This is a genomic window from Amycolatopsis sp. NPDC049691, from assembly GCF_040675005.1.
Lineage (GTDB): Bacteria > Actinomycetota > Actinomycetes > Mycobacteriales > Pseudonocardiaceae > Amycolatopsis.
Genome location: NZ_JBFANX010000001.1, coordinates 495,175 through 521,379, shown reverse-complemented (window position 1 = coordinate 521,379; position 26,205 = coordinate 495,175). Strand labels below are relative to the sequence as shown.

Annotated in this window: 29 protein-coding genes; 15 read left to right on the top strand and 14 right to left on the bottom strand. The window is 71.8% G+C overall.

Annotation, left to right across the window (positions count from 1 at the left end):
- Positions 1-12: 12 nt before the first annotated feature.
- From AB0J40_RS02520 to AB0J40_RS02505, 4 genes are read right to left on the bottom strand one after another with little or no spacing between them, the layout of a single operon-like run.
- On the bottom strand, positions 13-1,320 hold the full coding sequence (locus AB0J40_RS02520) for a glutamine synthetase (protein ID WP_364447285.1): 1,308 nt from the start codon (positions 1,318-1,320) through the stop codon (positions 13-15).
- Positions 1,317-3,056, bottom strand: a complete 1,740-nt coding sequence (locus tag AB0J40_RS02515) for an IucA/IucC family protein (RefSeq protein WP_364446417.1) — start codon at positions 3,054-3,056, stop codon at positions 1,317-1,319. The genes AB0J40_RS02520 and AB0J40_RS02515 overlap by 4 nt, the downstream gene beginning before the upstream one ends.
- Complete coding sequence (locus tag AB0J40_RS02510) at positions 3,053-4,330, bottom strand: SidA/IucD/PvdA family monooxygenase (protein WP_364446414.1); 1,278 nt, start codon at positions 4,328-4,330, stop codon at positions 3,053-3,055. Before AB0J40_RS02510 ends, AB0J40_RS02515 begins: the two co-directional genes overlap by 4 nt.
- On the bottom strand, positions 4,327-5,904 hold the full coding sequence (locus tag AB0J40_RS02505; RefSeq protein ID WP_364446411.1) for an aminotransferase class V-fold PLP-dependent enzyme: 1,578 nt from the start codon (positions 5,902-5,904) through the stop codon (positions 4,327-4,329). The genes AB0J40_RS02510 and AB0J40_RS02505 overlap by 4 nt, the downstream gene beginning before the upstream one ends.
- Before the next feature lie 151 nt (positions 5,905-6,055).
- On the opposite strand from AB0J40_RS02505, the gene AB0J40_RS02500 reads away from it, so the two are divergent.
- From AB0J40_RS02500 to crcB, 3 genes are read left to right on the top strand one after another with little or no spacing between them, the layout of a single operon-like run.
- Positions 6,056-6,448, top strand: a complete 393-nt coding sequence (locus AB0J40_RS02500) for a CrcB family protein (protein WP_364446409.1) — start codon at positions 6,056-6,058, stop codon at positions 6,446-6,448.
- Entirely contained in the window at positions 6,448-6,780 is a 333-nt protein-coding gene (locus AB0J40_RS02495; RefSeq protein WP_364446406.1) for a DUF190 domain-containing protein, read from the top strand. Before AB0J40_RS02500 ends, AB0J40_RS02495 begins: the two co-directional genes overlap by 1 nt.
- Positions 6,777-7,151 (top strand): fluoride efflux transporter CrcB, encoded by a 375-nt coding sequence (crcB, locus tag AB0J40_RS02490; protein WP_364446403.1) that lies wholly within the window; start codon positions 6,777-6,779, stop codon positions 7,149-7,151. The genes AB0J40_RS02495 and crcB overlap by 4 nt, the downstream gene beginning before the upstream one ends.
- Here the strand turns inward: crcB and AB0J40_RS02485 are convergent.
- The 6 genes from AB0J40_RS02485 to AB0J40_RS02460 are packed head-to-tail and all read right to left on the bottom strand — an operon-like array spanning position 7,148 to position 12,301.
- A complete protein-coding gene (locus tag AB0J40_RS02485; RefSeq protein ID WP_364446400.1) occupies positions 7,148-7,525 on the bottom strand; it encodes a hypothetical protein in 378 nt (125 codons plus the stop codon). The two genes, crcB and AB0J40_RS02485, sit on opposite strands and share 4 nt — an antisense overlap.
- 55 nt (positions 7,526-7,580) lie before the next feature.
- On the bottom strand, positions 7,581-8,531 hold the full coding sequence (locus AB0J40_RS02480; RefSeq protein WP_364446398.1) for an LLM class F420-dependent oxidoreductase: 951 nt from the start codon (positions 8,529-8,531) through the stop codon (positions 7,581-7,583).
- Positions 8,528-10,627 carry a prolyl oligopeptidase family serine peptidase gene (locus tag AB0J40_RS02475; protein ID WP_364446396.1) on the bottom strand — a complete coding sequence of 700 codons (2,100 nt, stop codon included), beginning with the start codon at positions 10,625-10,627 and terminating at the stop codon, positions 8,528-8,530. The genes AB0J40_RS02480 and AB0J40_RS02475 overlap by 4 nt, the downstream gene beginning before the upstream one ends.
- 20 nt (positions 10,628-10,647) lie before the next feature.
- On the bottom strand, positions 10,648-11,499 hold the full coding sequence (locus AB0J40_RS02470; protein WP_364446394.1) for a PPK2 family polyphosphate kinase: 852 nt from the start codon (positions 11,497-11,499) through the stop codon (positions 10,648-10,650).
- Positions 11,500-11,516: 17 nt separating this feature from the next.
- Positions 11,517-11,984 (bottom strand): SRPBCC family protein, encoded by a 468-nt coding sequence (locus tag AB0J40_RS02465; RefSeq protein ID WP_364446391.1) that lies wholly within the window; start codon positions 11,982-11,984, stop codon positions 11,517-11,519.
- Positions 11,981-12,301 carry a metalloregulator ArsR/SmtB family transcription factor gene (locus AB0J40_RS02460; RefSeq protein WP_364446388.1) on the bottom strand — a complete coding sequence of 107 codons (321 nt, stop codon included), beginning with the start codon at positions 12,299-12,301 and terminating at the stop codon, positions 11,981-11,983. Before AB0J40_RS02460 ends, AB0J40_RS02465 begins: the two co-directional genes overlap by 4 nt.
- 144 nt (positions 12,302-12,445) lie before the next feature.
- Between AB0J40_RS02460 and rocD the strand changes: the two genes are divergently transcribed.
- Positions 12,446-13,678 (top strand): ornithine--oxo-acid transaminase, encoded by a 1,233-nt coding sequence (gene rocD / locus AB0J40_RS02455; protein ID WP_364446386.1) that lies wholly within the window; start codon positions 12,446-12,448, stop codon positions 13,676-13,678.
- 69 nt (positions 13,679-13,747) lie between these two features.
- Here rocD and AB0J40_RS02450 read toward each other — a convergent pair whose 3' ends face one another.
- Entirely contained in the window at positions 13,748-14,389 is a 642-nt protein-coding gene (locus tag AB0J40_RS02450) for a hypothetical protein (protein WP_364446383.1), read from the bottom strand.
- A 126-nt stretch (positions 14,390-14,515) separates the two neighbouring features.
- Here AB0J40_RS02450 and AB0J40_RS02445 point away from each other — a divergent pair, with 126 nt between their 5' ends.
- Positions 14,516-15,865, top strand: a complete 1,350-nt coding sequence (locus AB0J40_RS02445; protein ID WP_364446380.1) for a DUF2252 domain-containing protein — start codon at positions 14,516-14,518, stop codon at positions 15,863-15,865.
- 45 nt (positions 15,866-15,910) lie between these two features.
- Here the strand turns inward: AB0J40_RS02445 and AB0J40_RS02440 are convergent, their stop codons facing one another.
- Positions 15,911-19,207, bottom strand: coding sequence for a type ISP restriction/modification enzyme (locus AB0J40_RS02440; protein ID WP_364446377.1), 3,297 nt, complete (start codon positions 19,205-19,207; stop codon positions 15,911-15,913).
- A 289-nt stretch (positions 19,208-19,496) separates the two neighbouring features.
- Positions 19,497-20,369 carry an FAD-dependent oxidoreductase gene (locus tag AB0J40_RS02435; RefSeq protein ID WP_364446374.1) on the bottom strand — a complete coding sequence of 291 codons (873 nt, stop codon included), beginning with the start codon at positions 20,367-20,369 and terminating at the stop codon, positions 19,497-19,499.
- Between the two features lie 62 nt (positions 20,370-20,431).
- On the opposite strand from AB0J40_RS02435, the gene AB0J40_RS02430 reads away from it, so the two are divergent.
- Positions 20,432-20,989, top strand: coding sequence for a phosphatase PAP2 family protein (locus tag AB0J40_RS02430; protein ID WP_364447282.1), 558 nt, complete (start codon positions 20,432-20,434; stop codon positions 20,987-20,989).
- Here AB0J40_RS02430 and zapE read toward each other — a convergent pair.
- Complete coding sequence (zapE, locus tag AB0J40_RS02425; RefSeq protein ID WP_364446371.1) at positions 20,943-21,962, bottom strand: cell division protein ZapE; 1,020 nt, start codon at positions 21,960-21,962, stop codon at positions 20,943-20,945. The genes AB0J40_RS02430 and zapE overlap by 47 nt on opposite strands.
- 90 nt (positions 21,963-22,052) lie before the next feature.
- Here zapE and AB0J40_RS02420 point away from each other — a divergent pair, with 90 nt between their 5' ends.
- The 9 genes from AB0J40_RS02420 to AB0J40_RS02380 all read left to right on the top strand — a co-directional run bounded on the left by AB0J40_RS02420 (position 22,053) and on the right by AB0J40_RS02380 (position 26,191).
- Positions 22,053-22,790 (top strand): pyrimidine reductase family protein, encoded by a 738-nt coding sequence (locus AB0J40_RS02420; protein ID WP_364446369.1) that lies wholly within the window; start codon positions 22,053-22,055, stop codon positions 22,788-22,790.
- Positions 22,787-23,341, top strand: coding sequence for a sigma-70 family RNA polymerase sigma factor (locus AB0J40_RS02415; protein ID WP_364446366.1), 555 nt, complete (start codon positions 22,787-22,789; stop codon positions 23,339-23,341). Before AB0J40_RS02420 ends, AB0J40_RS02415 begins: the two co-directional genes overlap by 4 nt.
- The gene (locus AB0J40_RS02410; protein WP_364446364.1) at positions 23,341-23,754 is read left to right on the top strand and encodes an Asp23/Gls24 family envelope stress response protein; all 414 of its coding nucleotides are present in this window, start codon (positions 23,341-23,343) and stop codon (positions 23,752-23,754) included. Before AB0J40_RS02415 ends, AB0J40_RS02410 begins: the two co-directional genes overlap by 1 nt.
- A gap of 89 nt (positions 23,755-23,843) precedes the next feature.
- A complete protein-coding gene (locus AB0J40_RS02405; protein ID WP_364446361.1) occupies positions 23,844-24,281 on the top strand; it encodes an Asp23/Gls24 family envelope stress response protein in 438 nt (145 codons plus the stop codon).
- On the top strand, positions 24,278-24,499 hold the full coding sequence (locus AB0J40_RS02400; RefSeq protein WP_364446359.1) for a hypothetical protein: 222 nt from the start codon (positions 24,278-24,280) through the stop codon (positions 24,497-24,499). Before AB0J40_RS02405 ends, AB0J40_RS02400 begins: the two co-directional genes overlap by 4 nt.
- Positions 24,500-24,535: 36 nt before the next feature.
- Positions 24,536-24,712 carry a hypothetical protein gene (locus AB0J40_RS02395; protein ID WP_086674141.1) on the top strand — a complete coding sequence of 59 codons (177 nt, stop codon included), beginning with the start codon at positions 24,536-24,538 and terminating at the stop codon, positions 24,710-24,712.
- Positions 24,709-25,056: a hypothetical protein gene (locus AB0J40_RS02390; RefSeq protein WP_364446356.1), complete on the top strand. Its 348-nt coding sequence runs from the start codon at positions 24,709-24,711 to the stop codon at positions 25,054-25,056. Before AB0J40_RS02395 ends, AB0J40_RS02390 begins: the two co-directional genes overlap by 4 nt.
- A gap of 2 nt (positions 25,057-25,058) precedes the next feature.
- Positions 25,059-25,595 carry a DUF6286 domain-containing protein gene (locus AB0J40_RS02385; RefSeq protein WP_364446354.1) on the top strand — a complete coding sequence of 179 codons (537 nt, stop codon included), beginning with the start codon at positions 25,059-25,061 and terminating at the stop codon, positions 25,593-25,595.
- Positions 25,592-26,191, top strand: a complete 600-nt coding sequence (locus AB0J40_RS02380; RefSeq protein WP_364446351.1) for an alkaline shock response membrane anchor protein AmaP — start codon at positions 25,592-25,594, stop codon at positions 26,189-26,191. The genes AB0J40_RS02385 and AB0J40_RS02380 overlap by 4 nt, the downstream gene beginning before the upstream one ends.
- Positions 26,192-26,205 lie beyond the last annotated feature (14 nt).

The following is a 26,205-nucleotide window of genomic DNA, read 5'->3' as shown; positions in this document are numbered from 1 at the left end:
GTCAGCCCCGGATCAGGAGCGGAGGGCGCCGCGGCGGCGCTGCCAGTCGGTGACCGTGTCCAAACCGGACTCGATCTCCTCGGTCAGCAGCGCCGTCAGCTGGGCCGCGACGTCCGGGCCCAGCAGCTCGCCCACCCGGTCCATCGTCGACAGCGCCTCCCACGGCGAACCGGCCAAAGAGCCGGCGGGAGTTCCGGGCTCCGGCGGCGTCAAGCCTTCCTCCAGCCCGAACCGGCCCGCCGCCAGCAACGCCGCGACCACCAGGTGCGGCTGCGCGTCCGCGCCCGCGAAGCGGAACTCCAGGCGGGGATCCGACGGCGGCCCGGCCACCCGGACCGACGCCGTCCGGTCGTCGTGGCCCCAGCGCACCTCGCGCGGGGAGAACGGCGCCGTCCGCAGCCGGACGTAGCTGTTCCACGTCGGCGCCCACACCGCCGTCAGCGCCCGCGCGTCGCGCAGGACGCCCGCCAGGAACCCGCCCAGCAGGTCCGGCGGCGAGCCGTCCACAGTGGACAAGGACAGGTGCACGTGCCCCGAATTCCCCTGTCCGGGAAACGGCGCGGCGAGATAGGACGCCGTGACGTCGTGACGGGCGGCGACCCGGCGGACGAGCAGCTGCTGCAGCAGCACGTCATCGCACGCGGCCAGGGCGTCGCGGTGGCGCAGCACCACTTCGTACTGCCCCGGGTGGCACTCCGCGCGCGCCGACTCGACGCCGAGCCCGGCCTCGTGCAACGCCGTCCGCACGTCGGACAGCAGCGGCGCCAGGCGCTCGGTGCCGCCCACCGCGTAGTCGGCCCCGTGGGACGTCAGGGGCGCACCGGCGGCGTCGAGGAACACCACCTCGTGCTCGATGCCCACCGACGGCACCAGTCCCAGCCCCTCCAGCGCCGCGAGCCGGCCGCGCAGCACCTCGCGCGGGGCCAGCTCGGCGGCCTGGCCGGACGGCCACTCCGCGTCGCACACCACCGCCCACGTCCGGTCGCCCAGCGGGATCGCCGTCGCCGCGTCCGGGCGCACGCGCAGGTCGCCGAAGCCGTCGAGGTACCCGCCGAGCACGCCGGACTCCGGCAGCGGGTCGCGCGAGGGCGTCCACGCGAACACGTAGCTGCAGACGCCGTACCCGTCGTCGAGCACCGAAGCGGCGAACGGCGCGGCCAGCTCGACCGCCGCGAACCGGGCATGCGGGTCCGGCACCAGCAGGAGCAGCCGCGCGCCGTCCTCCTCGAGGACACCGCGCAGCACCTCCGTGCCCGCCTCGGCCACCGCGCGCCGGGTGGCCAGCGACCGCGGGCCGACCGGGCGCGCGAACGCCGTCACCACGCGCCGCCGGGATCCGGGGCGTGCAGCGGGTTCGGCACCCGGCCCCAGCGGACGTCGAACTCGTCGTCGCGCTCCACCTTGTCGAAACCCTGGCCGGCGAAGTGCTCCCGGTTGAGGGTGACGCGCTCGACGTCCGGGGCGAACAGCCGGCAGGCGTCGAACCGCGCGGCCACGTCGGGGTTTTCGTCGCGGTAGCGGCCGACGATTTCGCGGACGGGCGCCCAGAACCGTGCCCGCGGCAGGCTCAGCTCGTCGAGCAGGACCTCCGCCCAGAACCGGAACTGCCCGGAGAACACCGAGCTGAACAGCGACTGGGCCAGCAGGTGCGCGGGCCAGCGCAGCATGTCGGCGGCCGCTTCGGGCGGGAGCGACTCGTAGCTCTCCAGCTGCTCGTCGAGCAGGTCGACGCCCTGGGCGAAGTCCTTGATCAGCACGCGCTGCGGGACACCGGCGGCGTCGACGACCAGGACGAGGTTCTGGCCGTGCGGGCAGAACCCGACGCCGTGGCGCAGCAGCCACTGCAGCAACGGCGTGAGCAGCAGGTCGAAGAGCCGCGTAAGCCACGCTTCCGCGTCGCCGTCGCCGATCAGGTGCGCCAGCATCGAAACCCCGTCCGGGCCGCGATAGGGCAGTGCGGCGAAGGAGATCGCGCGCTCGCCCTCGGCCAGCTGCGCGACGAGCGGCTCGCGCCACAACGCGCCCAGCGTCTCGTGGAACCGGTACGGCAGTTCCTCCAGGTGCCCGAACAGCGGGTGCCGCACCGACACGCTCGCGACCTCGCCGAGGAGCCCGAACCGGTACTTCTCGCTGACCAGCGGGTCGGCGGCGCCGACCCGGCGCAGCCACGACGTCACCGACGGCCCGGCGAGCGTCGCGGCCGAGTTCAGCCCGCGGTAGACGAGTGTGTTCCGCACCGAAACGGCGGTCTTGACGTCGTGCCGGCCCGGCGCGCTCACGTTGGCCAGCGTCCGGACCGTCTGGTGTGGACGGTACGCGTCGGCGCTCTCCCCCAGGTCGACCACGACCCCGGTGGCGAGTTCGGCGGCGTAGAGCGTGCCGAGGATTTCGTCGGCCTGCCACGGGTGGACCGGTACCCAGACGTAGCCCTCGGGCGCGCGCGCCGTGAACTCCGCCCGCTGCGCGCCGAGTTCGGCGTCGAGCAGCGCGTCCCGGCTCAGCTCGTCGACGCACCGGAATTCGGCGTGGTCGGGGTGGACGGCGAACCAGCGCAGCCGGACGTCGGCGCCGGCCTCCGGTGCGTAGCTCGCGCGGTCGCGCGCGGAGAACCCGACGCGGCCCTTGTTGAGCACCAGCCGCGGGTGCCCGGTCAGGTGCCCGTCGGCCACATTGTAGTCCATTGTGGACAAGTCGGCCGCCGTCGGGGCGCGGCGGAGCCGGGCGGCCTCGTTGGCGACCGTCGCGGTCAGCTCGGCCAGGACGTCGGCCAGCCGCAACCCGGTCAGCCCCAGGACTTCCCGCGCGTCGACGACGAGCGCGCGCGGGTCCGTGGCCGGCTCGCCGGACCGGCGCGCGCTGCCCGGCACGACCGTCCACGCCTCGAAGGCACCTCGCCGCGCCTGGAACGTGTAGGCGACGTCGCCGGGCAGCTCCAGCCGCCATCCGTCCCCGTCGCTGACCGGCTCCAGCATGTGCTCGTACGACAGCTCGCCGAGCATCTTGTGCACGATCAGGGTGCCGGCCGCGCGCCAGGCGGCCGCTTCGTCGAGGGTCACTTCTCCTCCAGGCCGAACGTGGTGAAGGCGGTGCGGTCGGGCAGGTCGTGCACGGTCTTGCCGCACACGGCGTTGAGGATCACGGCCGCCCGCCAGGCCCCGAGGCCGAGGTCGGGCGCGCCGGGGCCGTGGGTGTGCCGTTCCGCGTTCTGCACGAACAGCGCGCCGGGCACGTCGAGGGCGACGCGGTGGTCGGCGCCGACCACCAGGCGGCCGCGCGCGTCGCGGTGGACGGCGTCGCCGAGCCCGGCCAGCAGCGGCCCGGTCGGCGTCTCCGCGTAGCCGGTGGCGGCGACGACCGCGTCGGTGCGCACGGTGGCGCCGCGGCCTTGCTGTTCGTGCCGGAGACCGAGTTCCACCGCACCGTCCACAAGGGACGCCGAGACGACCTCGACCCCCGGCGTGAGCACCGCGCCCGGCGGCCCACTGATGCTTCGGCGGTACAGCTCGTCGTGGATCGCGCCGATCGTCTCGGTGTCGATCCCCTTGTACAGCTGCCACTGCGCGGGCAACAGGCGGTCGCGGACCGCTTCGGGCAGGCCGTGGAAGTACGCGGTGTAGTCCGGGGTGAACTGCTCCAGCCCGAGCTTCGAGTACTCCATCGGCGCGAACGCGGGGGTCCGGGCGAGCCAGCGCAGCCCGTCCACAGTGGACCGCGAACGCAGCAGGTCGAGGACCACCTCGGCGCCGGACTGCCCGGACCCGACGACGGTGACGCTCTCGGCGGCGAGGAGTGCTTCCCGGTGCGTCAGGTAGTCCGCCGAGTGCAGGACTTTTGCGTTCGGGTCCGCCACCAGTGCGCGCAGCGGTTCCGGCACCGACGGCACCGAGCCGACGCCGAGCACGACGTTGTCCGCCAGCACCGGCTCGGTCCCGGCGATCGTCAGCTCGAAGGCGTCGCCCGCCCAGCGGATGCCGGTGACCTCGTGGCCGAACCGGCACGACGGCAGCCTGTTCGCGGCCCACCGGCCGTAGTCGTCGTACTCGACGCGGGGCGGGTGGAAGCGTTCGGCGAAGTAGAACGGCAGCAGCCGGCCGCGGTCGCGCAGGTAGTTGAGGAAGGAGAACGGGCTGGTCGGGTCGACCAGCGTCACCAGGTCGGCGAGGAACGGCACCTGCAGCGTCGCGCCGTCGACGAGCAGGCCCGGGTGCCAGCGGAACTCGGGGCGGGCGTCGAAGAACACCGCGTCCAGGCCGTCGATCGGGGCGGCCAGCGCCGCGAGCGAGAGGTTGAAGGGTCCGATGCCGACGCCCGCGAGGTGGTGGCGCCTCACGAAGCGACCGGGCTTTCCCGGCCGGCGACGAGCTCCGCGGAGGCCGTGGCGACGATCCGGTCGAGCAGCGGGCCGTAGTCCTCGGCGGTGGCGTGCGGGTGCAGCAGCGTCAGCTTGAGCCACAGCCGGTTTTCGCCGCCGGGCCCGGTCGGGAGGGTGGCGCGGCCGATGACGGCGGTGCCGGCTTCCAGCAGCGCGCGGCGGACGCGGGCGACGAGCTCGTCGCCCCCGGTCTCGTCGGCGACGACGGGCCGCAGCACGACGGTCGACAGCTCGGGCCGGCCCCAGAGGCGCAGGCCGGGGTGCCGTTCGACGCGCTCGGCGACCTCGGCCGCGGTGGCGCAGCAGCGTTCGACGAGCGCGCCGAGGCCGTCGGTGCCGAGCGCGCGCAGGGTGACGGCCATCCGGAAGGCGTCGGGCCGGCGCGAGGTCCGGATCGAGCGGCCGAGCAGGTCCGGCAGGCCGGCTTCGGTGTCGTCGTCGGCGTTGAGGTACTCGGCCCGGACGGTGAGGGCGGCGAGGTCCGCGGCCTCGCGGGCGGCGAAGAGCCCGGCCGCGACCGGCTGCCAGCCGAACTTGTGCAGGTCGAGGGCGACGGAGTCGGCGAGGTCGAGGCCCGCGAGCTTGTGCTTGAGGACGTCACTGCAGAGGGCGGTGCCGCCGTAGGCCGCGTCGACGTGCAGGCGCGCCTTCTTGCGGCGGCAGATTTCGGCGATTTCGGGCAGCGGGTCGAGGGTCCCGGTGTTGGTGGTCCCGGCGGTCGCGACGACGACGGTGCCCGGCCCGGCGACCTCGGCGAGGGCGGCGGGGAGCATGCGGTCGCCCTCGCACGGGACGACGAGGGGCGCGGGCAGGCCGAGCAGCCAGGCCGCGCGGGCGACGCTGTGGTGGGCGTTGGCACCGCAGACGCTCTGGACGACGCCGGTTTCGCGGGCCAGGAGCAGGCCGAGCAGGTTGGATTCGGTGCCCCCGGTGGTGACGACGGCGTCGGGCGCTTCGGCGGCGGGGTAACACAACCGGGCGATCCCGGCGGTGAACTCGCGCTCGAGTTCGCTCGCGACGGGGGCCTGGTCCCAGGAGTCCATGGAGGGGTTGAGGGCACTGGCGACGACATCGGCGGCCACGGCCACGGCGAGGGGCGGGCAGTGCAGGTGGGCGGCACAGGCGGGATCGGCGGGATCGGCGGAACCGGCGGCGAGAAGCCGGCTGAGCTCTTCGAGGGCGGCTTCGGGGCCGACACCGCGGCGGGGAAGGGCTGGTGGCACGGGGTCCCCGCTTGGGCTCGCGATGGCAGTCGCGGCCGGGCCAGGCACCCCGGGCGCCCGTTCGGCACCAAGCGCGGCGTCCGGCCCCGCGGCACCAGCCTGCGCGGCCGCAGCGTCCGGCGCCGAGTGTCCGGCCGTCAGCTCGCCACCCTGCGCGACCAGCGCCGCCGCGACCGCGGCCGGGCCGCCGGCCGGGATGGGGCCGCCGCGTTCCGCCACTCCCGCCGCCATTCCGCGCAGCGCCGCCGGGATCAGCTCGCCGAGCCGTTGCGCGCCGCCGTCGCCACCGGCCAGCCCGTCTCCGCGCATGTACCCGCCTTCCTTAGGGTTGCCTTGCCTACGCTGAGCAACAGTACGGCGACCGACGGCTGCCTGTCATCCGGCCCCGTCCAGGATGCTCGACCGGGTGGCGGGGACGCGTCGGCCATCGGGAGTAGGTTCACCGCGAGGAGGTGATCACGTGCCCCGGTGGGACGTCCTGGCGGCCATCGGCGCCGGCGGCGCGCTGGGCAGCCTCGCCCGCTACGGGCTGTCGGTGGCGATCCCGCACGCCCGCGGCGAATTCGCCGTCGCGACGCTGCTCACCAACGTCCTCGGCTGCCTGCTCATCGGCGTCCTGATGGCGCTGCTGACCACCACCGCGCGCCCCCACCACCTGCTGCGGCCGTTCCTCGGCGTCGGGATCCTCGGCGGCTTCACGACGTTCTCCACGTTCGTGACCGACACCCTCGACGCGGCGACGACCGGGCGGATACTGGCTTCGTTCGCCTACGCGCTGGCGTCGGTGGTCTGCTGCCTGGCGGCGGTGACCGCCGGCCTGACGGCGACCCGCGCGATCCGGAAGGGACGCTGATGGAAGGACCGGCCACCCGCCTCACGATCTACATCGGCGAAGACGACCACTGGCACCACAAGCCGCTCTACCACGAGATCGTCCGCCGCGCCCGGGACGCGGGCCTCGCGGGCGCTTCGGTGCTCCGCGGCGTCGAGGGCTACGGCGCGTCGTCGCTGATCCACACGACGCGGATCCTGTCGCTGTCGGAGGACCTGCCGGTGGTCATCGTGATCATCGACCGGGAGGAGAAGCTGCGGGCGTTCCTGCCGCAGCTGGACGAGCTGATCGGCGAAGGCCTGGTGACGCTCGACCAGGTCGAGGTGGTCCGCTACGTGGGGCGGACGGAGTGACGGTGGTCCTGGTGGCCGTCGGCGGGGCGGCGGGGTCGATCCTGCGCTACCTGACCGACCGGCGGGTGCAGTCGTGGCGCGACTCGCCGTTCCCGTTCGGGACGCTCACGGTGAACATCATCGGGTCGTTCGTCCTGGGGTTCCTGAGCGGCTGGCTGCTGCACGGCGCGGAGCCGTCGTCGGTGCGCGCGCTGGTGGCGGTGGGGTTCTGCGGCGGGTTGACGACGTTCTCGACGTTCGGCTACGAGACCGTGCGGCTGTTCCTGGAGAAGACGCGGCTGTACGCGGTGCTGAACGTGCTGGTGACCGTGGTCGCGGGCCTCGCCTCGGGCGCGCTGGGGCTGCTCCTGGCGACCGCGGTCTTCGCCTAGCGGTCCGGCCGCCCCAGCCGCCGCCGCACGCGGCCGAGGGCCTCCTCCAGCCGCCCGGCCCGGCCGTTTTCCCGCTCGGCGCGGCGTTCGACCTTCCACTCCACGTACTCGGCGAGCGGGATGTCCGGCCACTTGCGCTTCACCCGGCGCCGCTTCCCGAGCAGCCGCAGCTCGGCCGCTTCGGCGCGGATCTCGTCGGGTGCACCGGTCGCCGCCCGCAGCGCCAGGCTTTCCCGCGCGCGGTTGCTGCGCCGCGCGAACGCCTTGCTGCGCGCCAGGTTCTTGCGCGACGACTTGTCGTTCTCGCCGTAGGCGTCGCGCCGGTCCTTGAGGTAGCTGAGCCGCTTCTTCTCCGGCGGCGTCTTCCGTCCCATCCGTCCCTCCTCCGGAGCCAGGAAACACCCGGCCCCGAAGGAGGGCAACGGAATATCAGCGCGGAGCCAGCCCCCGCACCTGCTCGAACGGGTCTTCCCCGGTCGGCAGCAGCGCGATGATCGGCGTCGTCAGCCCGTTGTCCACATAGGACCGCACCTGCTCCCGGCAGGACTCGACACTCCCGTGGATCACCAGCTCGTCCACCACCGAGTCCGGGATCACCTGGTTCGCCTTCTGCCGGTCGCCCGCCGCCCAGGCTTCGTGCATCGGGGCCAGCTGCTCACCGCGGCCCAGCCACTCGTGGAACGCCGCGTACACCGGGACCGTCAGGTAACTCGAAATCAGCATCCGCCCCAAGCCGCGCGCCGCCTCCGCGTCTTCCGTGGGACAGACGAAGATCCGGGCCGCCAGCTCGACGTCCGGGCCGACGACCGACCGCACGCGAGGCACGTCCGAAGCCGCCAGCCAGTTGGTGATCGCGCCGTCGGCCTCACGAGCCGCCAGCTTGAGCATGCCCGGGCGAAGCGCCGCCAGCATGATCGACGGCGGCGGGTCGGCCGGCCGCTCCAGCCGGAACTTCGAGACGGCGAACGTGTCGTACTTCTCGCTGACCTTCTCCCCCGCCAGCGCCGACCGCAGGAACCGCAGGGTGTCCCGCGACCGCGCGAACGGTTCGTCGAACGAAGCCGCGTTCCACTGCGACACGATCACCGGGGACGACGCGCCGATGCCCAGCACGAACCGGCCGGGCGCCAGTTCCGCGACCGTCGCCGCCTGCATCGCCAGCAGCCCGGGGCCGCGCGTGTACACCGGCACGATCGCCGTGCCGAGGCGCAGCTGCGGCGCCCACTGCGAGGCCAGCACCAGCGGCGTGAACGCGTCCGTGCCCGCCGTCTCCGCCGTCCACGCGTCGGTGTAACCCAGGTCCGGCAGCTGCTCGACCAGTTCGCGGTGCGCCGTCAGCGGCACCCCGGTCAGCGGGATCGTGAGGCCCCAGCGGCTCATGCGGTCTCCTTCTCGACACTGGACAGTTCACGCAGCAGCCAGTCGACCTGCGTGCGCATCAGGTTTTCCGCGACCTCTTCGGCCTGCGGCGTCATGTGGGTGGCGCCCGCCAGCGGCAGGAAGACGTGCGGCCGCCCCTTCGCCAGCAACGCCGACGACAGCCGCAGAGCGTGCGCGACGAACACGTTGTCGTCGGCCAGCCCGTGCACGATCAGCAGCGCGCGGCTCAGCTCGCCGGCGCTCTCGATCAGCGAGTTGTGCGCGTAGCTCTCCGGCTCGTCCTGAGGCTTGCCCAGGTACCGCTCGGTGTAGTGCGTGTCGTAGAGCGACCAGTCGGTGACCGGCGCGCCCGCGACCGCCGCGTGGAAGACGTCCGGCCGGCGCAGCACCGCCAGCGCCGACAGGTACCCGCCGTAGGACCACCCGCGGATCGCCACGCGTTCCAGGTCCAGCTCGGGGTGCGACGCGGCCGCCGCCTGCAGCGCGTCCACCTGGTCCTGCAGGGTCACGTCGGCGAGGCGCCCGTGGATCTCGCGCTCCCACACCGCGCCGCGGCCCGGCGTGCCGCGGCCGTCCGCGACGAGCACCGCGAAGCCCTGGTCGGCCAGCCACTGCGACGTCAGGAAGGCGTTGCGGCTCTGCAGGACGCGCTGCGCGTGCGGCCCGCCGTACGGGTCGAGCAGCACCGGCAGCCTGCCTTCGCTCGGCTCGTACCCGCGCGGCAGGAGCAGCGCCGCACGCAACCCGCGCTCCCCCAGCGTCAGCCAGGTCAGGTTCGGCACGATGTCCGGGTCCACAGTGGACGCCGCGATGGACGCCACCGGCGAACCGTCGCGCAGCACCGAAACCCGCGGCCCGCTGTGCTCGAGGCTCCACGACGAGAGCACGGTGACCGCCGCGTTGCCGGAGCCGTGGTGCACGCCGTCCACAGTGGACAGGCGCCGCACCGAAGCAGCCTCGGTCCGGAACACGTGGATCTGCGTCGGGTCGGCTTCGGACGCGCTGAAGAGGATCTCGTCGCCGACGTCGAGGACGGCGCGCAGCTGCAGCCCGGCCGGCGTGACGGCCTCGCCGCCGACGAACAGCCGGTGGTCGCCGTCGACCATGCCCTCGACCACCAGGCGCCCGTCCGGCGTCCACGCCGGGACGCCGCCGACGATGTCGATCCAGTGCTGGTCGGTGGCGGTGTGCAGCACCGACGTCGAGCCGTCGGCGACGTCCAGCGCCAGGACGTCCATCCGCTTCTGGTCGCGCGGCTGCACGGCGAGCAGCGGCGCGCCGCCCGCCGACCAGTGCACCGAGGCCAGGTACTCCCAGTCGCCCTGCGGAACGTCCACGCGGGAGCCGTCCAGGCCGAGGACCGCCAGCGAAACCAGCGCGTTCGTGGTCCCCGCCGCCGGGTACGCGACGACGTTGGCGGGGTGCTGCGGGTTGGCCGGGTCGGCGATCGTCCAGCGCGGCACCGGGCCGCGGTCGGAGCGCTCGGCGAGGATGCTCCGGCCGTCCGGGGCCCACCAGTAGCCGCGGGTGCGGTCCATCTCCTCGGCCGCGATGAACTCGGCGAGGCCCCAGGCGATGTCCTCGCCGTCCTCCTCGACCAGCACGCGGTCGTCGCCGGTGGCCAGCTCCATGACGTGCAGCCGCCGGTTCTGCACGTACGCGACGTGCGTGCCGGTCGGGTTCGGCCGCGGGTCGACGACGGCGCCGTCGACGCGCAGCGTCACCTCGCCGGAGGCGAGGTCCAGGGTGTACAGCTTGCCCGAGAGCGAGAACGCCGCGACCGTGAAGCCCGCGTCCACTCCGTAGTGGACGACGCCGCCGCCGGTTTCGCGGGCCCGTTCGCGGCGCGCCCGCTCCTCGGCGGGCAGCTCCTCCTCGCCGGGCAGCAGCTCGGCGGCGTCGACCAGCTTGGTCTCGGCGCCGGTCGCCAGGTCGGCCGACCACAGGCTGTGCCGGGGGTCGGTGCCCGACTCCGCGCGCAGGAACAGCACGCGGGAGGCGTCCGGGGCGACCCGGAACTCCTTCGGCGCGCCGAGGGTGAAGCGCTGGGTCCGGGCCTGCTTGCGGAGGAACGGGAGGTCGTCGACATCGGTCACGCCCGCACTCTTTCAGACGATCACGCGGATACGCCAACGCCCTTCAGCTTCGCCAGCTCCGCGTCGACGTCGTAGTCCGGTTCCGGGAACCGCGGCTTCAGCTCGGCGAGGGTCTCGATCAGCAGCTCGGCGACGGCCCAGTTGCGGTACCACTTGTGGTCGGCGGGCACGACGTACCAGGGCGCGTGCGCCGTCGAGGTCTTCTTGAAGATGTCGGCGTAGGCCTCTTGGTAGGCGGACCAGTGCGCGCGGGCGTCGAGGTCGGCCGGGTTGAACTTCCAGCGCTTCTCCGGCGTCACGAGCCGGGCCTTGAGCCGCTTGAGCTGCTCTTCCGGCGAGATGTGCAGGAACACCTTGACGACGGTCGTGCCCGCCTCGGCCAGTTCCTCCTCGAAGGCGTTGATTTCGCTGTAGCGGCGGCGCCGCTCGGCGCCGGTGAGCAGCTTGCTCACCCGCGGGACCAGGATGTCCTCGTAGTGCGAGCGGTCGAAGACGCCGATCTGCCCGGCCGCGGGCAGCTGCTTGCGGATCCGCCACAGGTACTCGTGGCGCCGCTCGGCCGCGGTGGGCTTCTTGAACGCCACGTACCGGACGCCCATCGGGTTGACCAGGCCGAGCACGTGCGAGACCGTGCCGCCCTTGCCGGAGGTGTCCATGCCCTGCAGCACGAGCAGCACGCTGCGGTCACCGCCGCCGACGCCCTCGGCGTAGAGCGACTCCTGCAGCGCCGACAGCCGCTCGCCGGCGCTGTCGAGCTTGGCCAGCGCCTTGGGCTTCTTGCCGGGGCCGACCGGGGTCGACCCCGGGTCCGGCAGCTCCGCGCCGACGCGCAGCGCGTCCCGGACCCGGCTTCCGTCGTCCTTCTTCGCCATCCGGCGAAAGTACCCGTTCAGGCGGCGGCTTTCTCGGCGAAGAGTTCCAGCAACGCGCCGTGTCCGCCCTCGCCGGAGACGCCTTCGCGCACCTTGGCGCCGGTTTCGCCGTGCCGCTCGAAGTCCCGGTGCTCCAGCTCGACGCGGGTCGAGCGCGGTCCTTCCTCGATGAATCTGACCTCGATCTCGCTGGCGTGCGCGGGGTCGGGGTCGATCCGCCAGTCGCCGTCGATCCGCCACGACAGGACCACCCGGGCGGGCGGCTCCCAGACGAGCACCTCGCCCCACTGGCACTCGGCGCCGTCCACGGTCTTCTCGTACCAGCGCCCGCCCGGCTTCGGCTCCAGGACGGCTTCGGCGAGGTCGGCCGCTCCGATGTGGTGCTGCCGCGGCCACCAGCTGTCGAAGGCCTCGGTGTAGGTCTTGAACGCGTGCTCGCGCGAGCAGGCGACGGTGATCGTCTTGCGGATCGGCTCCAAGCTCATGACTGCTCCTCTTCGGTTCGTTCCGCCAGTTCGGCGAAGGACTTCAGCGCGTCCGACCACATCCCGTCGAGCCAGGCGCGCAGGGCGGCGATCCCGGCCGGTTCCAGCCGGTAGAGCCGCTTGGTGCCGACGGCCCGGTCGGCGACCAGGCCGGCCGCCTTGAGCACCTTCAGGTGCTGGGACACGGCCGGGCGGCTGATCGGCAGGTCCGCGGCCAGCTCGCCGACCGCGCGCGGCCCGTCGCGCAGCGCTTCGAAGATCGCGCGGCGCGAAGGGTCGGCGAGGGCGGCCAGCTGGTCGCTTCCGTAAGTCGCCACGAACGGTAAGTTACGGCTTACCAATGGCCTCGTCAACCGGCGCGCACTGTTTCGGGGGTGTTGCGCGTGGATTGCGCAACGAACGACGGGTGAAAGCAACGATTCCCGGCTGAACTCTGCGTCTCCTGCCCTTAACCTGAACGCATGACGACGTTCGCCGGCCGGGAGACCGCCGCCCCCACCGCCGCGAGCTTCATCGAGCTCGACGAGCGGTGGAGCACGCACAACTACCACCCCCTGCCCGTCGTGATCGCCGAAGCGTCCGGTGCTTCGGTGACCGACGTCGAAGGCCGCTCGTACCTGGACTTCCTGTCCGGCTACTCGGCGCTGAACTTCGGCCACCGCCACCCGGACCTGATCGCCGCCGCCGTGGACCAGCTCGGCCGCGTCACGCTGACGTCGCGGGCGTTCCACCACGACCAGCTGGGCCTGTTCTGCCGCGAGCTGGCCGAGCTGACCGGCACCGAGCTGGTGCTGCCGATGAACTCCGGCGCCGAAGCCGTCGAGTCGGCGGTCAAGATCGCCCGCAAGTGGGCGCACCGGGTCAAGGGCGTGCCGGACGGCACCGCCGAGATCATCGTCGCCGGGTCCAACTTCCACGGCCGGACGACCACGATCGTGTCGTTCTCGACCGACGAGACCGCGCGCGCCGACTTCGGGCCGTTCACGCCGGGCTTCGTCACGGTGAAGTACGGCGACGCAGCCGCGCTGCGCGACGCGATCACCCCGCGCACCGCCGCGGTGCTGCTGGAGCCGGTGCAGGGCGAGGCCGGCGTGATCGTGCCGCCGGAGGGCTACTTCGCCGACGTCCGCGCGGCCTGTGATGAGCACGGCGTGCTGCTGATCGCCGACGAGATCCAGTCCGGGCTGGCCCGCACGGGCACGGTGCTGGCGCTGGACCACGAAGGCGTCCGCGCGGACGTGTACACGCTGGGCAAGGCCCTCGGCGGCGGCATCATGCCGGTGTCCGCGGTGGTCGGCCGCCGCGACGTCCTGGGCGTGCTGAAGCCGGGTGAGCACGGCTCGACGTTCGGAGGCAACCCCCTGGCCTGCGCGATCGGCCGCGCGGTGGTCAAGCTCCTGGCCACGGGCGAGTTCCAGCGGCGCTCGACGGAGCTGGGCGCGCACCTGCACAGCCGGCTGAACTCACTGATCGGCACCGGGCTGTCCGAGGTCCGCGGCCGCGGGCTGTGGGCGGGCATCGACATCGCCCCGGGCGGGCCGTCGGGCCGCGAGGCGTCGGAGGCACTGGCCGCCCGCGGCGTGCTGTGCAAGGAGACGCACGAGCGCACGCTGCGCGTGGCGCCCCCGCTGGTGATCACGCGCGCGGAGCTGGACCGCGGCATCGACGCGATCGCCGAGGTCATCCGCCCCTGAGACGTCCGGATGCCGCCGGGTGAGCCTCCCACCCCGGCGGCATCCGGAGCACAACGAGCGGCGGGCCCGTCACCAGCCCCGTCGAGAGGTGGCCCGCCCCAGGGACGCGACCAGGGAAAGCACCAGGCCGAGCCCGAAGAGCACGACGCCGAGCCGGATGTCGGCGAACGCCGGGAACGCGGGACGCCCGAACTCGTCGGTGCGGGTGGACATCACGGTGGCCACCTCGACCACGATCAGGCCGAACCCGCCGATCGCGAGCAGCGCTCCCAGCCAGACGGCGACCCGCACCCACGCCGGCGCGCCGGAGTAGTTCGCCGGCGACGGCGCATGAACCTTGGAAATGTGTCCGCCGTGCGTCGCGACCTCGATGTTTCCGTGGCCGAAGTGCTGCGCGTTGGTCTCCGCGACGACCTGGTTGATGATCCGCCGGCCGCCGGCCTGGTCGAGCCGCCGCACGAGCGCGTCCAGCTCACGGGCGAACCGCTGGTCGGCGGCGGCGAGGTTTTCCACGGCCCGCGCGACCCGTTCCTGGACGGCCCGGTCGGTGGGCGCACGCGACAGGTCCTCCTCGGCCCGTCTGCCCAGCTTGGCTGTCACGCGCAAGGCGATCGCCTTCAGCAGCTCGTCGATCTTGCTGTCGGCGAACCTCGCGACGCCGCGGGCGAACGCCGCACCGGCGTACGCGGCGACTATCCCACCATCGATCATGGCCCCTCCCCAGGGTGACGATCCAGGTTAGGTCCGGAACCGGCGGTCGCCCCAGGTGACTGCGCGGTTTTCACCCGTACGCACTCATCCGGGAGCGTTCGTCCGGGTTGGAGCGTTGTGCCCGGTATGGGATTCGGGGAGCGCCCGCTGGTGGGCACGAACAGCGTCACACCGGGCGAGCTGTACGAGCAGGGGAAGCGGCTCCGGGAGAAGGTCCCGGCCACCGCGCACGACCACGAGGCCGCCGGTGCGGGCCGGCCGAGCGCGAAACAGTACTTCGAGGCCAGCAACGAAGGACGCCTCCCCGAGCTGGTCGCACTCCGCCGTGAGCGCATGCTCGCCTCCCCCTTCACGTTCTTCCGCGGCGCCGCCGGGCTGATGGGCGCCGATCTCGCCGGTACGCCGGACTCCGGGCTGACCGCCCAGCTCTGCGGCGACGCCCACGCCGCCAACTTCGGGCTCTACGGCACGCCCGAAGGCAAGATCGTGATGGACATTAACGACTTCGACGAGACCGTCCCGGGCCCGTGGGAGTGGGACCTCAAGCGGCTCGCCGCGAGCCTCGTGCTCGCCGGGCGCGAGGGCGGCATCGGCGAGTCCGGCTGCCGGGAGGCCGCCGAAGACGCCGTGAAGTCCTACCGCCGCACCATCCGCGCGCTGGCCGACCTGCCGTTCCTGCGCAGCTGGAACGCCCTGCCGGACTCGTCGGTGCTGTCCAAGGCGCGCGCCGACGAGCTGATCGACGACTTCGCCGACGCCGCCGAGAAGGCCCGCAAGAACGACAGCGCGAAGGTGTCGGCGAAGTGGACCGAACGCGTCGACGACCACGAGACCGGCCTGGCCCGCCACCGGTTCGTCGAAGACCCGCCGGTCCTCACGCACGTCGACGACCGGACCGCCGAAGCCGTCGCCGCCGGTTTGGTGTCCTATGTGGACACCTTGCGCGAGTCGCGGCGGACGCTGGCCGAGCGGTACCGGATCGCCGACGTCGCCTTCCGCGTGGTCGGCACGGGCAGCGTGGGCTTGCGCAGCTACGTCGCCCTGCTGCACGGCAACGACGACGAAGACCTGGTGCTGCAGGTGAAACAGGCGGCGAAGCCCGCGCTGGCACCGTACCTGGGCCTGCCGCCGGCGGACCACGAAGGACGCCGGATCGTCGACGGCGCCCGGCTGGTGCAGGCCGAGACCGACATCCTGCTGGGCTGGACCACGATCGACGGCGTCCCGTACATCGTCCGCCAGTTCCGCAACCTCAAGGGCGACATCGACCCGGCGGAGCTGGAGAAGGACCACCTCGACGACTACGGCAGGCTGGCCGGCGCGCTGCTGGCCCGCGCCCACACGCGGTCGCTGCATCCGAAGCTGCTGGCGGGCTACTTCGCCGACGACTCCGAACTGGACGAGGCGATGGGCGCGTACGCGGTGCGGTACGCCGACCGGACGGAGGCCGACCACGCCGCTTTCAGCAGCGCATGACGCTCGCCGTCGATATCTCAACGTTCGGCTTGGACCAGCTCCGAATCAGGCGTCTTCGGGATCATCTTGTGAGAACAGATCACTTCCCGTCCCCGCCTTCGGGGCGGCTTCAGCCGCGGGGGGCACCGGCAGGACACTTGCCGCGGTGAGATCGTCCACGGTGAGAAGCGGTCCCGCCATGATGTCGTCCAGCAAGGCGGCCTGCCGTGGCTCGACAGCCACACAAAGCTCCAAGACGTTCAGGAGTTCGAGCAGCTCGGTCGTCATGGTGGGCGTCCACGTAGTCGCGACCAGGTCGTCGAGCGGCGATTTCCGGTTTCCGGACGGGCTCTTCTTCCGGTAACCGAACCAATGTTTGACGACCAACATTCCAGCCACCCGGTAGTTCCAGACCGATGGCGAGACCGGAGAGACGCGACCGTCCCCGACGTGCAACGTGCGGGTCGTCTCGTCGTAGCCGATGCGTTCCGGCATGCCGTCTTCGGTATCAGGGATGCCGACCCGCACCACGGGACGGGCCGCTCGCATCTTCGGCGAGCCGGGGCGGCGCCCGGCTGAGGCATCGACGAACCGCTGCCCGTACGTATGCAGCCACACTATCTCGCGGCCGATCCGAACCGCTTCCATCCACAACTCCGGGCGGCGAGTGAGCGGCACTCTGATGCCGGGTGTCTTGAGATCCGCTGCGAACCGGGTGGTGAACGCTGGGTGGGCGACAACAGCAGCCAAATACGCGACTAGATCGTCCGGTGTCACGTCGACGTCGAGCCGACTGGATAGGAACTGCAGAAGGCTGGGCGCGAGGTTGGGGTCATGCCCCGCCGAATCGCGGTAGAGCGGCAATACCCGACCACCGTGATGTCCCATAAAATAGTCCATATCGGGAATCAAACCACTGAACACCAACCCCGGACCTGACCCGATATCGTGCGAGTGCTGCTCGACCACAAAGATCTGCCGATCGGACACAACTCCCCACAGCGCTGGTCGTGGCCGCGCCAGCAGACGAGAATCCGGAATCAGCCACTGCCGGTCAAAAGAGCGGAATCCGACACGAGTCGGCGCCGGCGGCACACCGCGCTCGTCCGCAAACGGTCGACGCGAGTTTTCGTAACCCGGAATACGTGGTCCAACTCGCCGAAGATTGCAATCTGGACTTTCCTTAAAAAGGAGGGACTTTTGATCCGCATCGGCCCCCACGAGTGCACGCCACCGTTCGCTGAGCGATTCTCGATCCGGTGCGTACACCCAGGTACGATTGGGTTTTACCCCCGGTGACTGCCACGGCATGAGTTCGGAGAGCGCAGGCATCGAGCCCCAGCGCTCGTCACCAAGGCTCCTAAAGGGCGCAGACCAGTCGTCAGCACAAGTGTCCCACTCGCTGTCTACTTGCAGCCGTTCCAGCACACCTTCCTTGTCCGGAACGTTCCCAGAGACACTCACTCGGTGAATCAGAGCCGGAACAGTCGGGTTGGGCGTTCCTCGGCGAATGAAGACAGCCACACATATCGGCTGCTGGTTTTCCCTGAAGAAGCGCGTCGATATCGGCGGCTGATGCCCTTCCGGGGAAAGATCGATGAACCAGCCTTCATCCGCCGTCCGGCGAAGGTACTCGCGCATACCCGCGAACCCCTGGCCAGTCGCGAATCCCGCAGGGCATACCAGCGCGACGACGCCGGCAGGTTCGTCCGGGTGCGCATCGAACGCTTTCCAGGTTGCCCACCGCCAGAAGTAGATGTACTTGTTCCAAAGCACATACTCCAGGCGGCCGTTACCAGGCTTCTTGAACGCGTGAATACTTGGTGCCGCAACCGTCGAACTCTGGTCCTCAATCCACGACGAGCTTCCTTTTACCTTGTCAACGAAGGGCGGATTACCGATCACCACCATGACTGGTTCTTCACGCTTGACCATGTTCGCACCCTTGCGGGACCGCTCGATGGCCTCATACATCCGTCCCATCGGAAGATGTTGCACATCGGGGTCGTCGAGAGTGTCCGCGAGAAATCGCCGTTCCGAAGCGGGGACCTCCGCGCGGTGGCGCTTCTTCAGCAAACTGTGGATACGAAGTTCAGCCACCGCGTAAGGGGCCGCTTGGTTCTCGAAGCCGATCAGTCTCTTCGACAACTCACGCAGGCTGGCGGGAACAGCACCTACCCCCTCCTCGCTCGCAACGGTGGCCGCGACCTTGTCGACGACCTCCGCCAAGAAGCTTCCCGTGCCCATCGCCGGGTCGACGACGATCACGTCCGGATTCGCGAACCCCAGATTTCGCCCCAACCGCGCCCGTAGGATGTCGTCCACGAACCTGGTCATGAAGGATACCAGCGACGCCGGCGTGTAATAGATGCCGCTCTTGCGACGCAAGGCCGGATCGTAGACGGTCAGAAAGCGCTCATATAGCATGGCATAGGTATCGTCAGGGAACTCTGCCCAATCGACCACGCTCAGTACTCTTACCATGGTCGTTAAAGCGACACTCTGTTCCTCTTCCGGCTGATCGGTGAGAACCGTCAGCGCACGCCCCATCAATGAGTGCTTCTTGCCCAGCAGACGCGCGATCTCTCCGATGGAACGCCCAGGAAAGCTGACGCCTTCCACCCGCGCCAACAGGAGCGCGAAGGTGATCGTCTGCGCGTACTGGTCCGCGAACTCGACATCGGTCAGATTGGGAAATAGAACTCTCCGCCAGTCCTCGGCGAGACTGCGGAAGGTTTGCGCTTTCGACTTGCCGGTCTCCTCTCGCGCGATCTCTGCCACGACATCATCTCGCAGCAAGCCACAGAGATTGGCGATCAGGCGGACGAGTTCGTCCAACGTGCGCGGACGTTCAGGCTCCCACAACAGGAAGTCGGTGAGGACACGAGCGAAGTCCGTACCGACCGCGCGCAGCTTGCTCCCGGCACGATCGAGACCCGGCTCAAGCTTGGCCACCACTCCCTGCAGCTTGCCGAAGTTGAATCGCGCGAACTGTTCCCCGTCGGAGTAGAGGACGTTCGGCAATCGCTTGAACTTCTCCCACTGCTCCAGATCGTGCTTACTCGGCCTCGTCCAGGTGTCCGGAACACCGTGACCGGGCTTCTTCAACTCCACATATCCCGCGCGTGCACCGGCGACATCTATCGCATAATCAGGTCGGATCGACAGATCAGGCAGGCGGGTCTCGCCGATCGTCGTGATCTTGAGACCCAAGCTGCCGGCGACCGCCGCGAGCATGCGCTCGAAGGGGCCTCGCAAGTGATCTTCCTTCGAACCGTGCCCGGTCCGCAGCTTGCCGGTGACCTCGCGACCGAACTCAGCGATGACCATGTCGACCGTGGTCGATCCGATCGTCAGACCCACCGTGCGATTTCGAGGCATCCACCCTCCTGCCAAGAAGGCAACCCGACAGATCAAATTCACCCTTTGTCGATCGGATTGTCTTCGGCCTAAAGGGTACGATCAGCAGCGGCGGCGATCACGAAGAGTTCGAGAAGATCGCGGCCGAGTCTTCGGCAGGATACGAACACATGACGGAACCGCCAATCAGGCGGTTCTCGCGGAATTACATTGCTGTGCTTTGGCCAATTTTCGTCCAGTTTACCGCTTGGCGCCCGCTGGAGCGAGACCGCAATTCGCCAACCGGATCACGCTAACCAACGAGTTCCACGACGTCGGCCGCGCACCCCCAAGCCAGCGTGATCCCCGCACCGCCGTGTCCGTAGCAGTGCACGACGTCGCCGGTTCGCTCCAGCCGGACCACCGGCCGGAACGGGCGCAGTCCCACCGCGGACCGCAGCACCTCCGCCCCCGCCAGCGCGGGCACCAGCTCGCGGCACCGCCGGACGATGTCCGCCGTCACGCCCGGGTTCGGGACCGTGTCGCCGCGGCCCGGCTCCTCCGTTCCGCCGCACACCACGTGCGTGCCGTGCGGGATGGCGTACGTCACGCCCGGGCCCGTCTCGTCCACCACGAACTCCCGCAGGCCCGGGTCGGCCAGGTGCACGACCTGCCCGCCGATCGGGACCATCGAGCCGTCGCCCGCCAGCGGGCCCGCGCCCAGGCCCGCCGCGTTCACCACCAGGCCCAGCCCGGAAAGCGACGTCAACGACCGGTACTCGACGCGCACGCCCAGCGAAACCACCTGTGCCAGCAGCCAGTCCAGGTACACCGGCGTGTCGACCAGCGCCGTCGTGAACACCAGCCGGTCGCCGTCGCGGACCGGGTCCACCATCGACCGCAGCCACTGCGGCTCCGGCTCCCCCGACGCCAGCAGGACGCGGCCGCGGCGGAACCGGACCCCGGGCGCCTCCTGCGAGCGCAGCACGGCCAGGGTCTCCGCCGTCCACCGCGCGATCCGCTTGTCCGGGCGGCGCACCGGCGGGTACAGCACCCCGCCCGCCACCGCCGACGTCGACTCCCCCGGGCCGGCCGCCGCGACGACCGTCACGTCGTGGCCCGCACCGGCCAGCCGGTACGCGCAGCTCAGGCCGACGATCCCGGCCCCCGCCACCGTGATGTGCATGCCCGCATGGTGGCAGACGGCCCTCCCACGCCGCCGCGGCTACCCTCGCGCGGGTGAAGACGATGTGGGTGCCGGCCGCGGTCTGCGGGCCGCTCGCGCTGCTGCTCGGACTGCCGTTCGCGGGCGGGACCACCCCGGGCGCGGTCGACGCCTTGGCCGCCGGGTGGACGGCGCACCTGAGCCCCGGCGTGCTGCGCGCGCTGGTCTTCCCGACCGAGCCGTACGTCGTGTTCGCGCTCGGTGTGCTCGCGGTCGTCCTGTGCCTGCGCGCGGGCCGGAAACTGGAGGCCGGGCTCGCGCTCGCGGCGCCGCTGCTGGCGATCCTGCTGACCGCCGTCCTGCTCAAGCCGTTGTACGACCGGTGGAAGAACGACACGCTCGTCTACCCGAGCGGCCACACCGTGAGCCTGGTCGCGGTGCTGACCGTGCTCGTGCTCGTCACGCGCAAGGTGGTCGTGGTCGTGCTGAGCGCGCTCGCGCTGCTCGCCGCCGCGGCCGGGCTGGTCGGCCTCGGCTACCACTACCTCACCGACGTCGCCGGCGGGACGCTGTTCGCCGTCGCCGTCGTGCTGCTCACGTGGCCGGTGCCGCGTCCCGCGCCAGCGCCGTCAGCCGGCTGACCGCGCGCAGGTACTTCTTGCGGTAGCCGCCGTTCACCATCTCCTCGGTGAACAGCGACGGCAGCGGCTCGCCGGAGACGACCACCGGGATCGCGCGGTCGTAGAGCCGGTCGGCGAACGCGACCAGCCGCAGCGCGACGTTCTGGTCCGGCGCCGGGTGGATGTCCCGCAGGTGCACCCGCGTGACGCCGTCGAGCAGCCGCCCGTAACGGGAGGGGTGCAGTGAGGCCAGGTGTTCGACCAACGCGTCGAAGTCGTCCACAGTGGACCCTTCGTGCGCCGCGACGGATTCTTCGAGGACGTCCGGCGCGACCGGCGGCGGGGCGTCCGGCAGGCCGCGGTGGCGGTAGTCGGGGCCGTCGACGCGCACGACGCCGAACCGGGCCGACAGCGTCTGGATCTCGCGCAGGAAGTCCTCGGCGGCGAACCGGCCTTCGCCGAGCTTTTCGGGGAGCGTGTTCGACGTCGCCGCGACGTACACGCCCGCGTCCATCAGCTCCTGCAGCAGCCGCGTGACCAGCGTGGTGTCGCCCGGGTCGTCCAGCTCGAACTCGTCGATGGCCAGGATCCGGTGCTCCGACAGCCGCCGCACGGCCTCGGCGAAGCCCAGCGCGCCGACCAGGTGGGTCAGCTCGACGAACGTGCCGTACGCCTTGGGCGAGGGAGCCGCGTGCCAGGTCGAGGCGAGCAGGTGGGTCTTGCCGACGCCGAAGCCGCCGTCGAGGTAGAGGCCCATCGGGCCGGCCGGCTCGGCGGACCCGCCGAAGAGCTTGAAGCGCTTCTTCTCCTTGCGCGCGCCCACCTTGGCGGCGAACGCCGAGCACGCCTCCACCGCGGCGGCCTGGCTGGGCTCGTCCGGGTTGGGGATGTACGTCTCGAACCGGACGGCGTCGAAGCGCGGCGGCGGCACCAGCGCGCCGATCAGCTCGTCGGAGGACAGCTCGGGACGGCGATCGGTGAGGTGCGCGGGCATGGTCGCAGAGCCTAACGGCGGGGCGAACCCGGCCGGGTGGCGATGTCCCCCGGTCGAGACGCACTTCACGCCCGTGTTGGGATTGTCGGCGTGCGGAGTGTGTGGCCCTCTTCGACGGGCGAGCTGACCGGGATCGACCTCGAAGCGATCTACGCCTACCCGGCGGACCTCGACCGCCCGTGGGTGCAGGTGAACTTCGTCGCCTCCGCGGACGGCGCCGTCGAGGTCGACACGACCTCGGCCGGCCTGTCGCACGCCGCCGACCGCAAGGTCTTCCTGCTCGGGCGCGACCTCGCCGACGTGATCCTGGTCGGCGCCGGCACCGCCCGCGCCGAGGACTACCGCGGGGTCGTCGCGGGCCCGAAGCGCCTCGAACGCCGTCGCCGGCTCGGCTTCGATACGGTCCCGCCGATCGCCGTCGTGACGCGCACCGCGGACCTCGACCCCGCGTCCCGGCTGTTCACCGAGACCGTCGTACCCCCGATCGTGGTGACCACGGAGACCGCGGAAACCGCGCCGCTGGAAGCGGCCGGCGCCGAGATCCTGCGCGCCGGGGACACCGAGGTCGACGTCCGGCGCGCCCTGGACCTGCTCGCCGCGCGGGGCCTGCGCCGTGTCGCGTGCGAGGGCGGGCCGCGGCTGTTCGGGCAGCTGGTCGAAGCCGACCTCGTCGACCAGCTGTGCCTCACGGTGGCGCCGCTGCTCGTCGCCGGGCCGGCGGCGCGGATCGCCGCGGGACCGGTCGCCGTGCCGCGCCGGCTCGCGCTGGCGTCGATCCTGGTCGAGGACGGCTTCACGCTCCTGCGCTACCGCCGGGACGCCGGGTGAGCGACGACGCCGACCTGGTCGCCAAGGCCGCGGCCGGTGACGACGCCGCGTTCGGCGTGCTCGTGCGGCGCCACACGCCCCGGATGTACCGCGTCGCATTGCGGATCACCGGCAGCGCTGGCGAAGCCGAGGACGTCGTGCAGGACTCGTGGCTCGCCGCGTGGCGCGCCCTGCCCGGCTTCCGGCGGGAATCCGCGGTCTCGACGTGGCTCTACCGCGTGGTCACCAACAGCGCGCTCGCGCTGCTGCGCCGCCGCCGTCCCACGGTGTCCCTCGACGAGCCCACCGACCGGTCCACTGTGGACACGGCGCTGCTCGCGGCCGCGGTCCCCGGCCCCGAAGGCCGGGTCGTGCGCGCCGAGGAGGTCGACGCCGTGCTGCGCGCGATCGGCAGGCTGGAGGTCTCCCAGCGGGTGCCGCTGGTGCTGCGCGAGCTGGAGGGGCTGAGCTACGAAGAGGTCGCCGAAGTGCTCGACGTGAGCGTCGGCGCCTTGCGTTCCCGGCTGCACCGGGCCAGGGTGGCGCTGCTCGCCGAGTTGAGGGAGCGGTGATGGCCGAGCAGTCCGACCCCGAGCGGGACCCCCGCTGGGACGCCGTGCGCCGGGCGGCCGCACGCCGGGTGCCAACCCCGCCGGGCCTGGTCGAACGGGTGCTGCGGGCCGTCGCGCGCGGCCGCCGGACCGCCGTCGAGGTGCCCGGCGACGACGGCGGCCTCCGCGTCACGGAGACCGTGGTCACCCGGCTGGCCACGGCGATCGCCGCCGAGCGGGCGCCGGCCGGGGTGCGGGTTTCGGCCGTCGCGGTCGAGGACGACGCCGTGCAGGTGCTCGTGTCGGTCCGGTTCGGCGTCGCCGCCGACGAGGCCGCCGAGGCGCTGCGGCGAGAGATCACAACGGAGCTGGCGCGCCAGCTCGGGACCGAGGCCACGGTGAACGTGCACGTCGTGGACGTCGACCGGGACTGACGTTCCCCCGATCGGGTGAGCCTGCGTGAGGTTTGCGCCTCCGCGGGCATCGTACGGGCGAGAGACCGCCGCGAGAGGAGCCCGCACGCATGCACCCGGAACGGACCGAAAGCCCCGGCACGGTGACCCCGCTCAACGAGGAGGGCACCGCCGGCCGCACCACGATCTCCTCGCTGGTCGTGCAGAAGATCGCCGGCCTGGCCACCCGGGAGGTCGCCGGGGTGCACGCCCTGGGCGGCGGCGGGGTGTCGCGCGCGATCGGCGCGCTGCGCGAACGCATCCCCGGCTCCGGCACGGTCAGCACCACCGGCGTGGCGGTGGAGGTCGGCGAGAAGCAGACGGCCATCGACCTCGACGTGATCGTCGAGTACGGCGCGCGCATCGTCGACGTCGCCCGCGCGGTGCGGCGCAACGTGATCACGGCGGTCGAGCAGATCACCGGCCTCGAGGTGATCGAGGTGAACATCGCGGTCAACGACATCCACCTGCCCGGCGAGGAAGAAGCCGAATCGACGCGGGTGGAATGAGCGGCGAAGACCGCGCGGCCTTCCGGCAGTTCGTGCGCACCCACCACCCCGACGTGGGCGGCGATCCGGCGGTGTTCGCCGAAGGACTGGCGCGGTTCCGCGCCGGGAAGTCCGAAGTGGACTCCCGCTACGACGCACCGGTGCGCTTCACCGCCCGCCGGCGCGGGATCGCCGCGCTGCTCGCCCGCTTCCGCCGCCGGCCACCCCGGGTGCGCTGACCCGCACCGCCACGCAGGACCGTCCAAGGAGGACATGTGAACGCAACGCAGACCGGGCTACTGGCCGGGTTGATCCTCGGCCTCGCCGCGTCCCAGGGGTTCACCGCGTTCCTGGTGACCCTGGCCGTCGGGATCATCGGCCTGGTCGCCGGCCGGGTCCTCGACGGCGAGCTCGACCTCGGCGAGCTCTTCGGCAAGGGCCGCGACAAGTGAGCCGCGTCCTGGACGTCCCGCGTGAGCTCGCCGAACCGGCCGAGCGCGGCACGCTCACCGTCGGCCACGCCGTGGTGCGCAAGGTCGCCCAGCACGCGGCCGGCCAGGTCCCCGGCACGTCGCACGAGGGCAAGGGCGCCAAGGCGAAGGTCGGCGGCCTCGACAACGACGTCGACCTCGCGCTGGACCTCGCCCTGCAGTACCCGGCACCGGTGCGGACCGTCGTCGGCGTCGTCCGCGAGAAGGTCACCGAAGAGGTCGAGCTGCTCACCGGCTACCACGTGCGGACCCTCGCCGTGACGGTGTCCGCGCTGCGGCCCGCGGTGGCGCCGAGGGTGCGGTAGCCGTGCGCGTGGTCGTCCGGCTCCTCTCGACGCTGCTCGGGCTGGCCGTCGTCGCCGCCGGGGCGCTGCTAGCCCTGGAAGTCGGCTGGCACTGGTGGCGCCCGGCCGCCGATCCGTTGCTGGTGCCGTGGCCGCGTTGGCAGGCGCAACTGGCTTCGCTGGGCTGGGACGCCTACGCGGTGCGCGTCGGCGCCGGCGTGCTCGCCGCCGCGGGCCTGGTCCTGCTGCTGTGCGCGCTCGCCGCCGGCGACCGCGCGGTCCGGCTCACCGACCCGGCCGACGAGGTGAGCGTCTCGACGTCGCCGCGGTCGCTGGCCCGGCTGGTCGGGCTCACCGTGCGCGCGCAGGACAACGTCGCCGGCGCGACGGTCACCGCGAGCGCCCGCCGGATCCGCGTCCGCGCGAAGAGCACCCTCGAAAGCGAGGGCGAGCTGCGGCCGCGGCTGCTGGAAACCGTGGCCGCGCTGCTCGACGACGTCCCCCTCGCGCGGCGGCCGAAGGTGTCGGTCGTCGTCGACTCCCCGAAGGACCGCCGATGAGCAAGTCGGTCGCCGCGAAGGCGCTTTCCCGGTCGTACGCGGGCGAACGCGCGTGGGTGTTCCTCGTCGGGCTGCTGGCCCTGCTCGGCGGGGCGCTGGCCCTGGTGGTCGGGTTCGGCGTGCTCGGCGAGTTCCGCGGGCGCCGTCCGCTGCTCGACCCGATGGCGCTCGGCTGGCTCGGCGGCCACGCCACACTCGCCCGGATCGCCGCGATCGTGCTCGGGGTCCTGCTGGTGGTGTTCGGCCTGCGCGGCACGCTGCGGTCGCTGCGGCCCGAACCGCGACCGGACCTGGACCTCGACCGCACCGAAGGCGCCGAACTGGTCGTCACCGCCGGTGCGATCTCCGGCGCGGTCCAGGCCGACGCCGAACAGCTCGACGGTGTGAGCCGCGCCCGGGTCCGCGCCGTCGGCTCCCGGACCTTCCCCGCGTTGCGCATCACGCTGTGGCTGCACGAGGGCACCGACCTCAAGGGCGTCTGGGCGGAACTGGACGCCCGCGTGCTGACCAGGGCCCGGGAGTCGCTCGGCCTCGACGTCCTGCCCACGGCCGTCCGCCTGGAACTCGACACGAGCGCGCCGAAACGCGTGCGCTGAACGGCGTCTTTCCG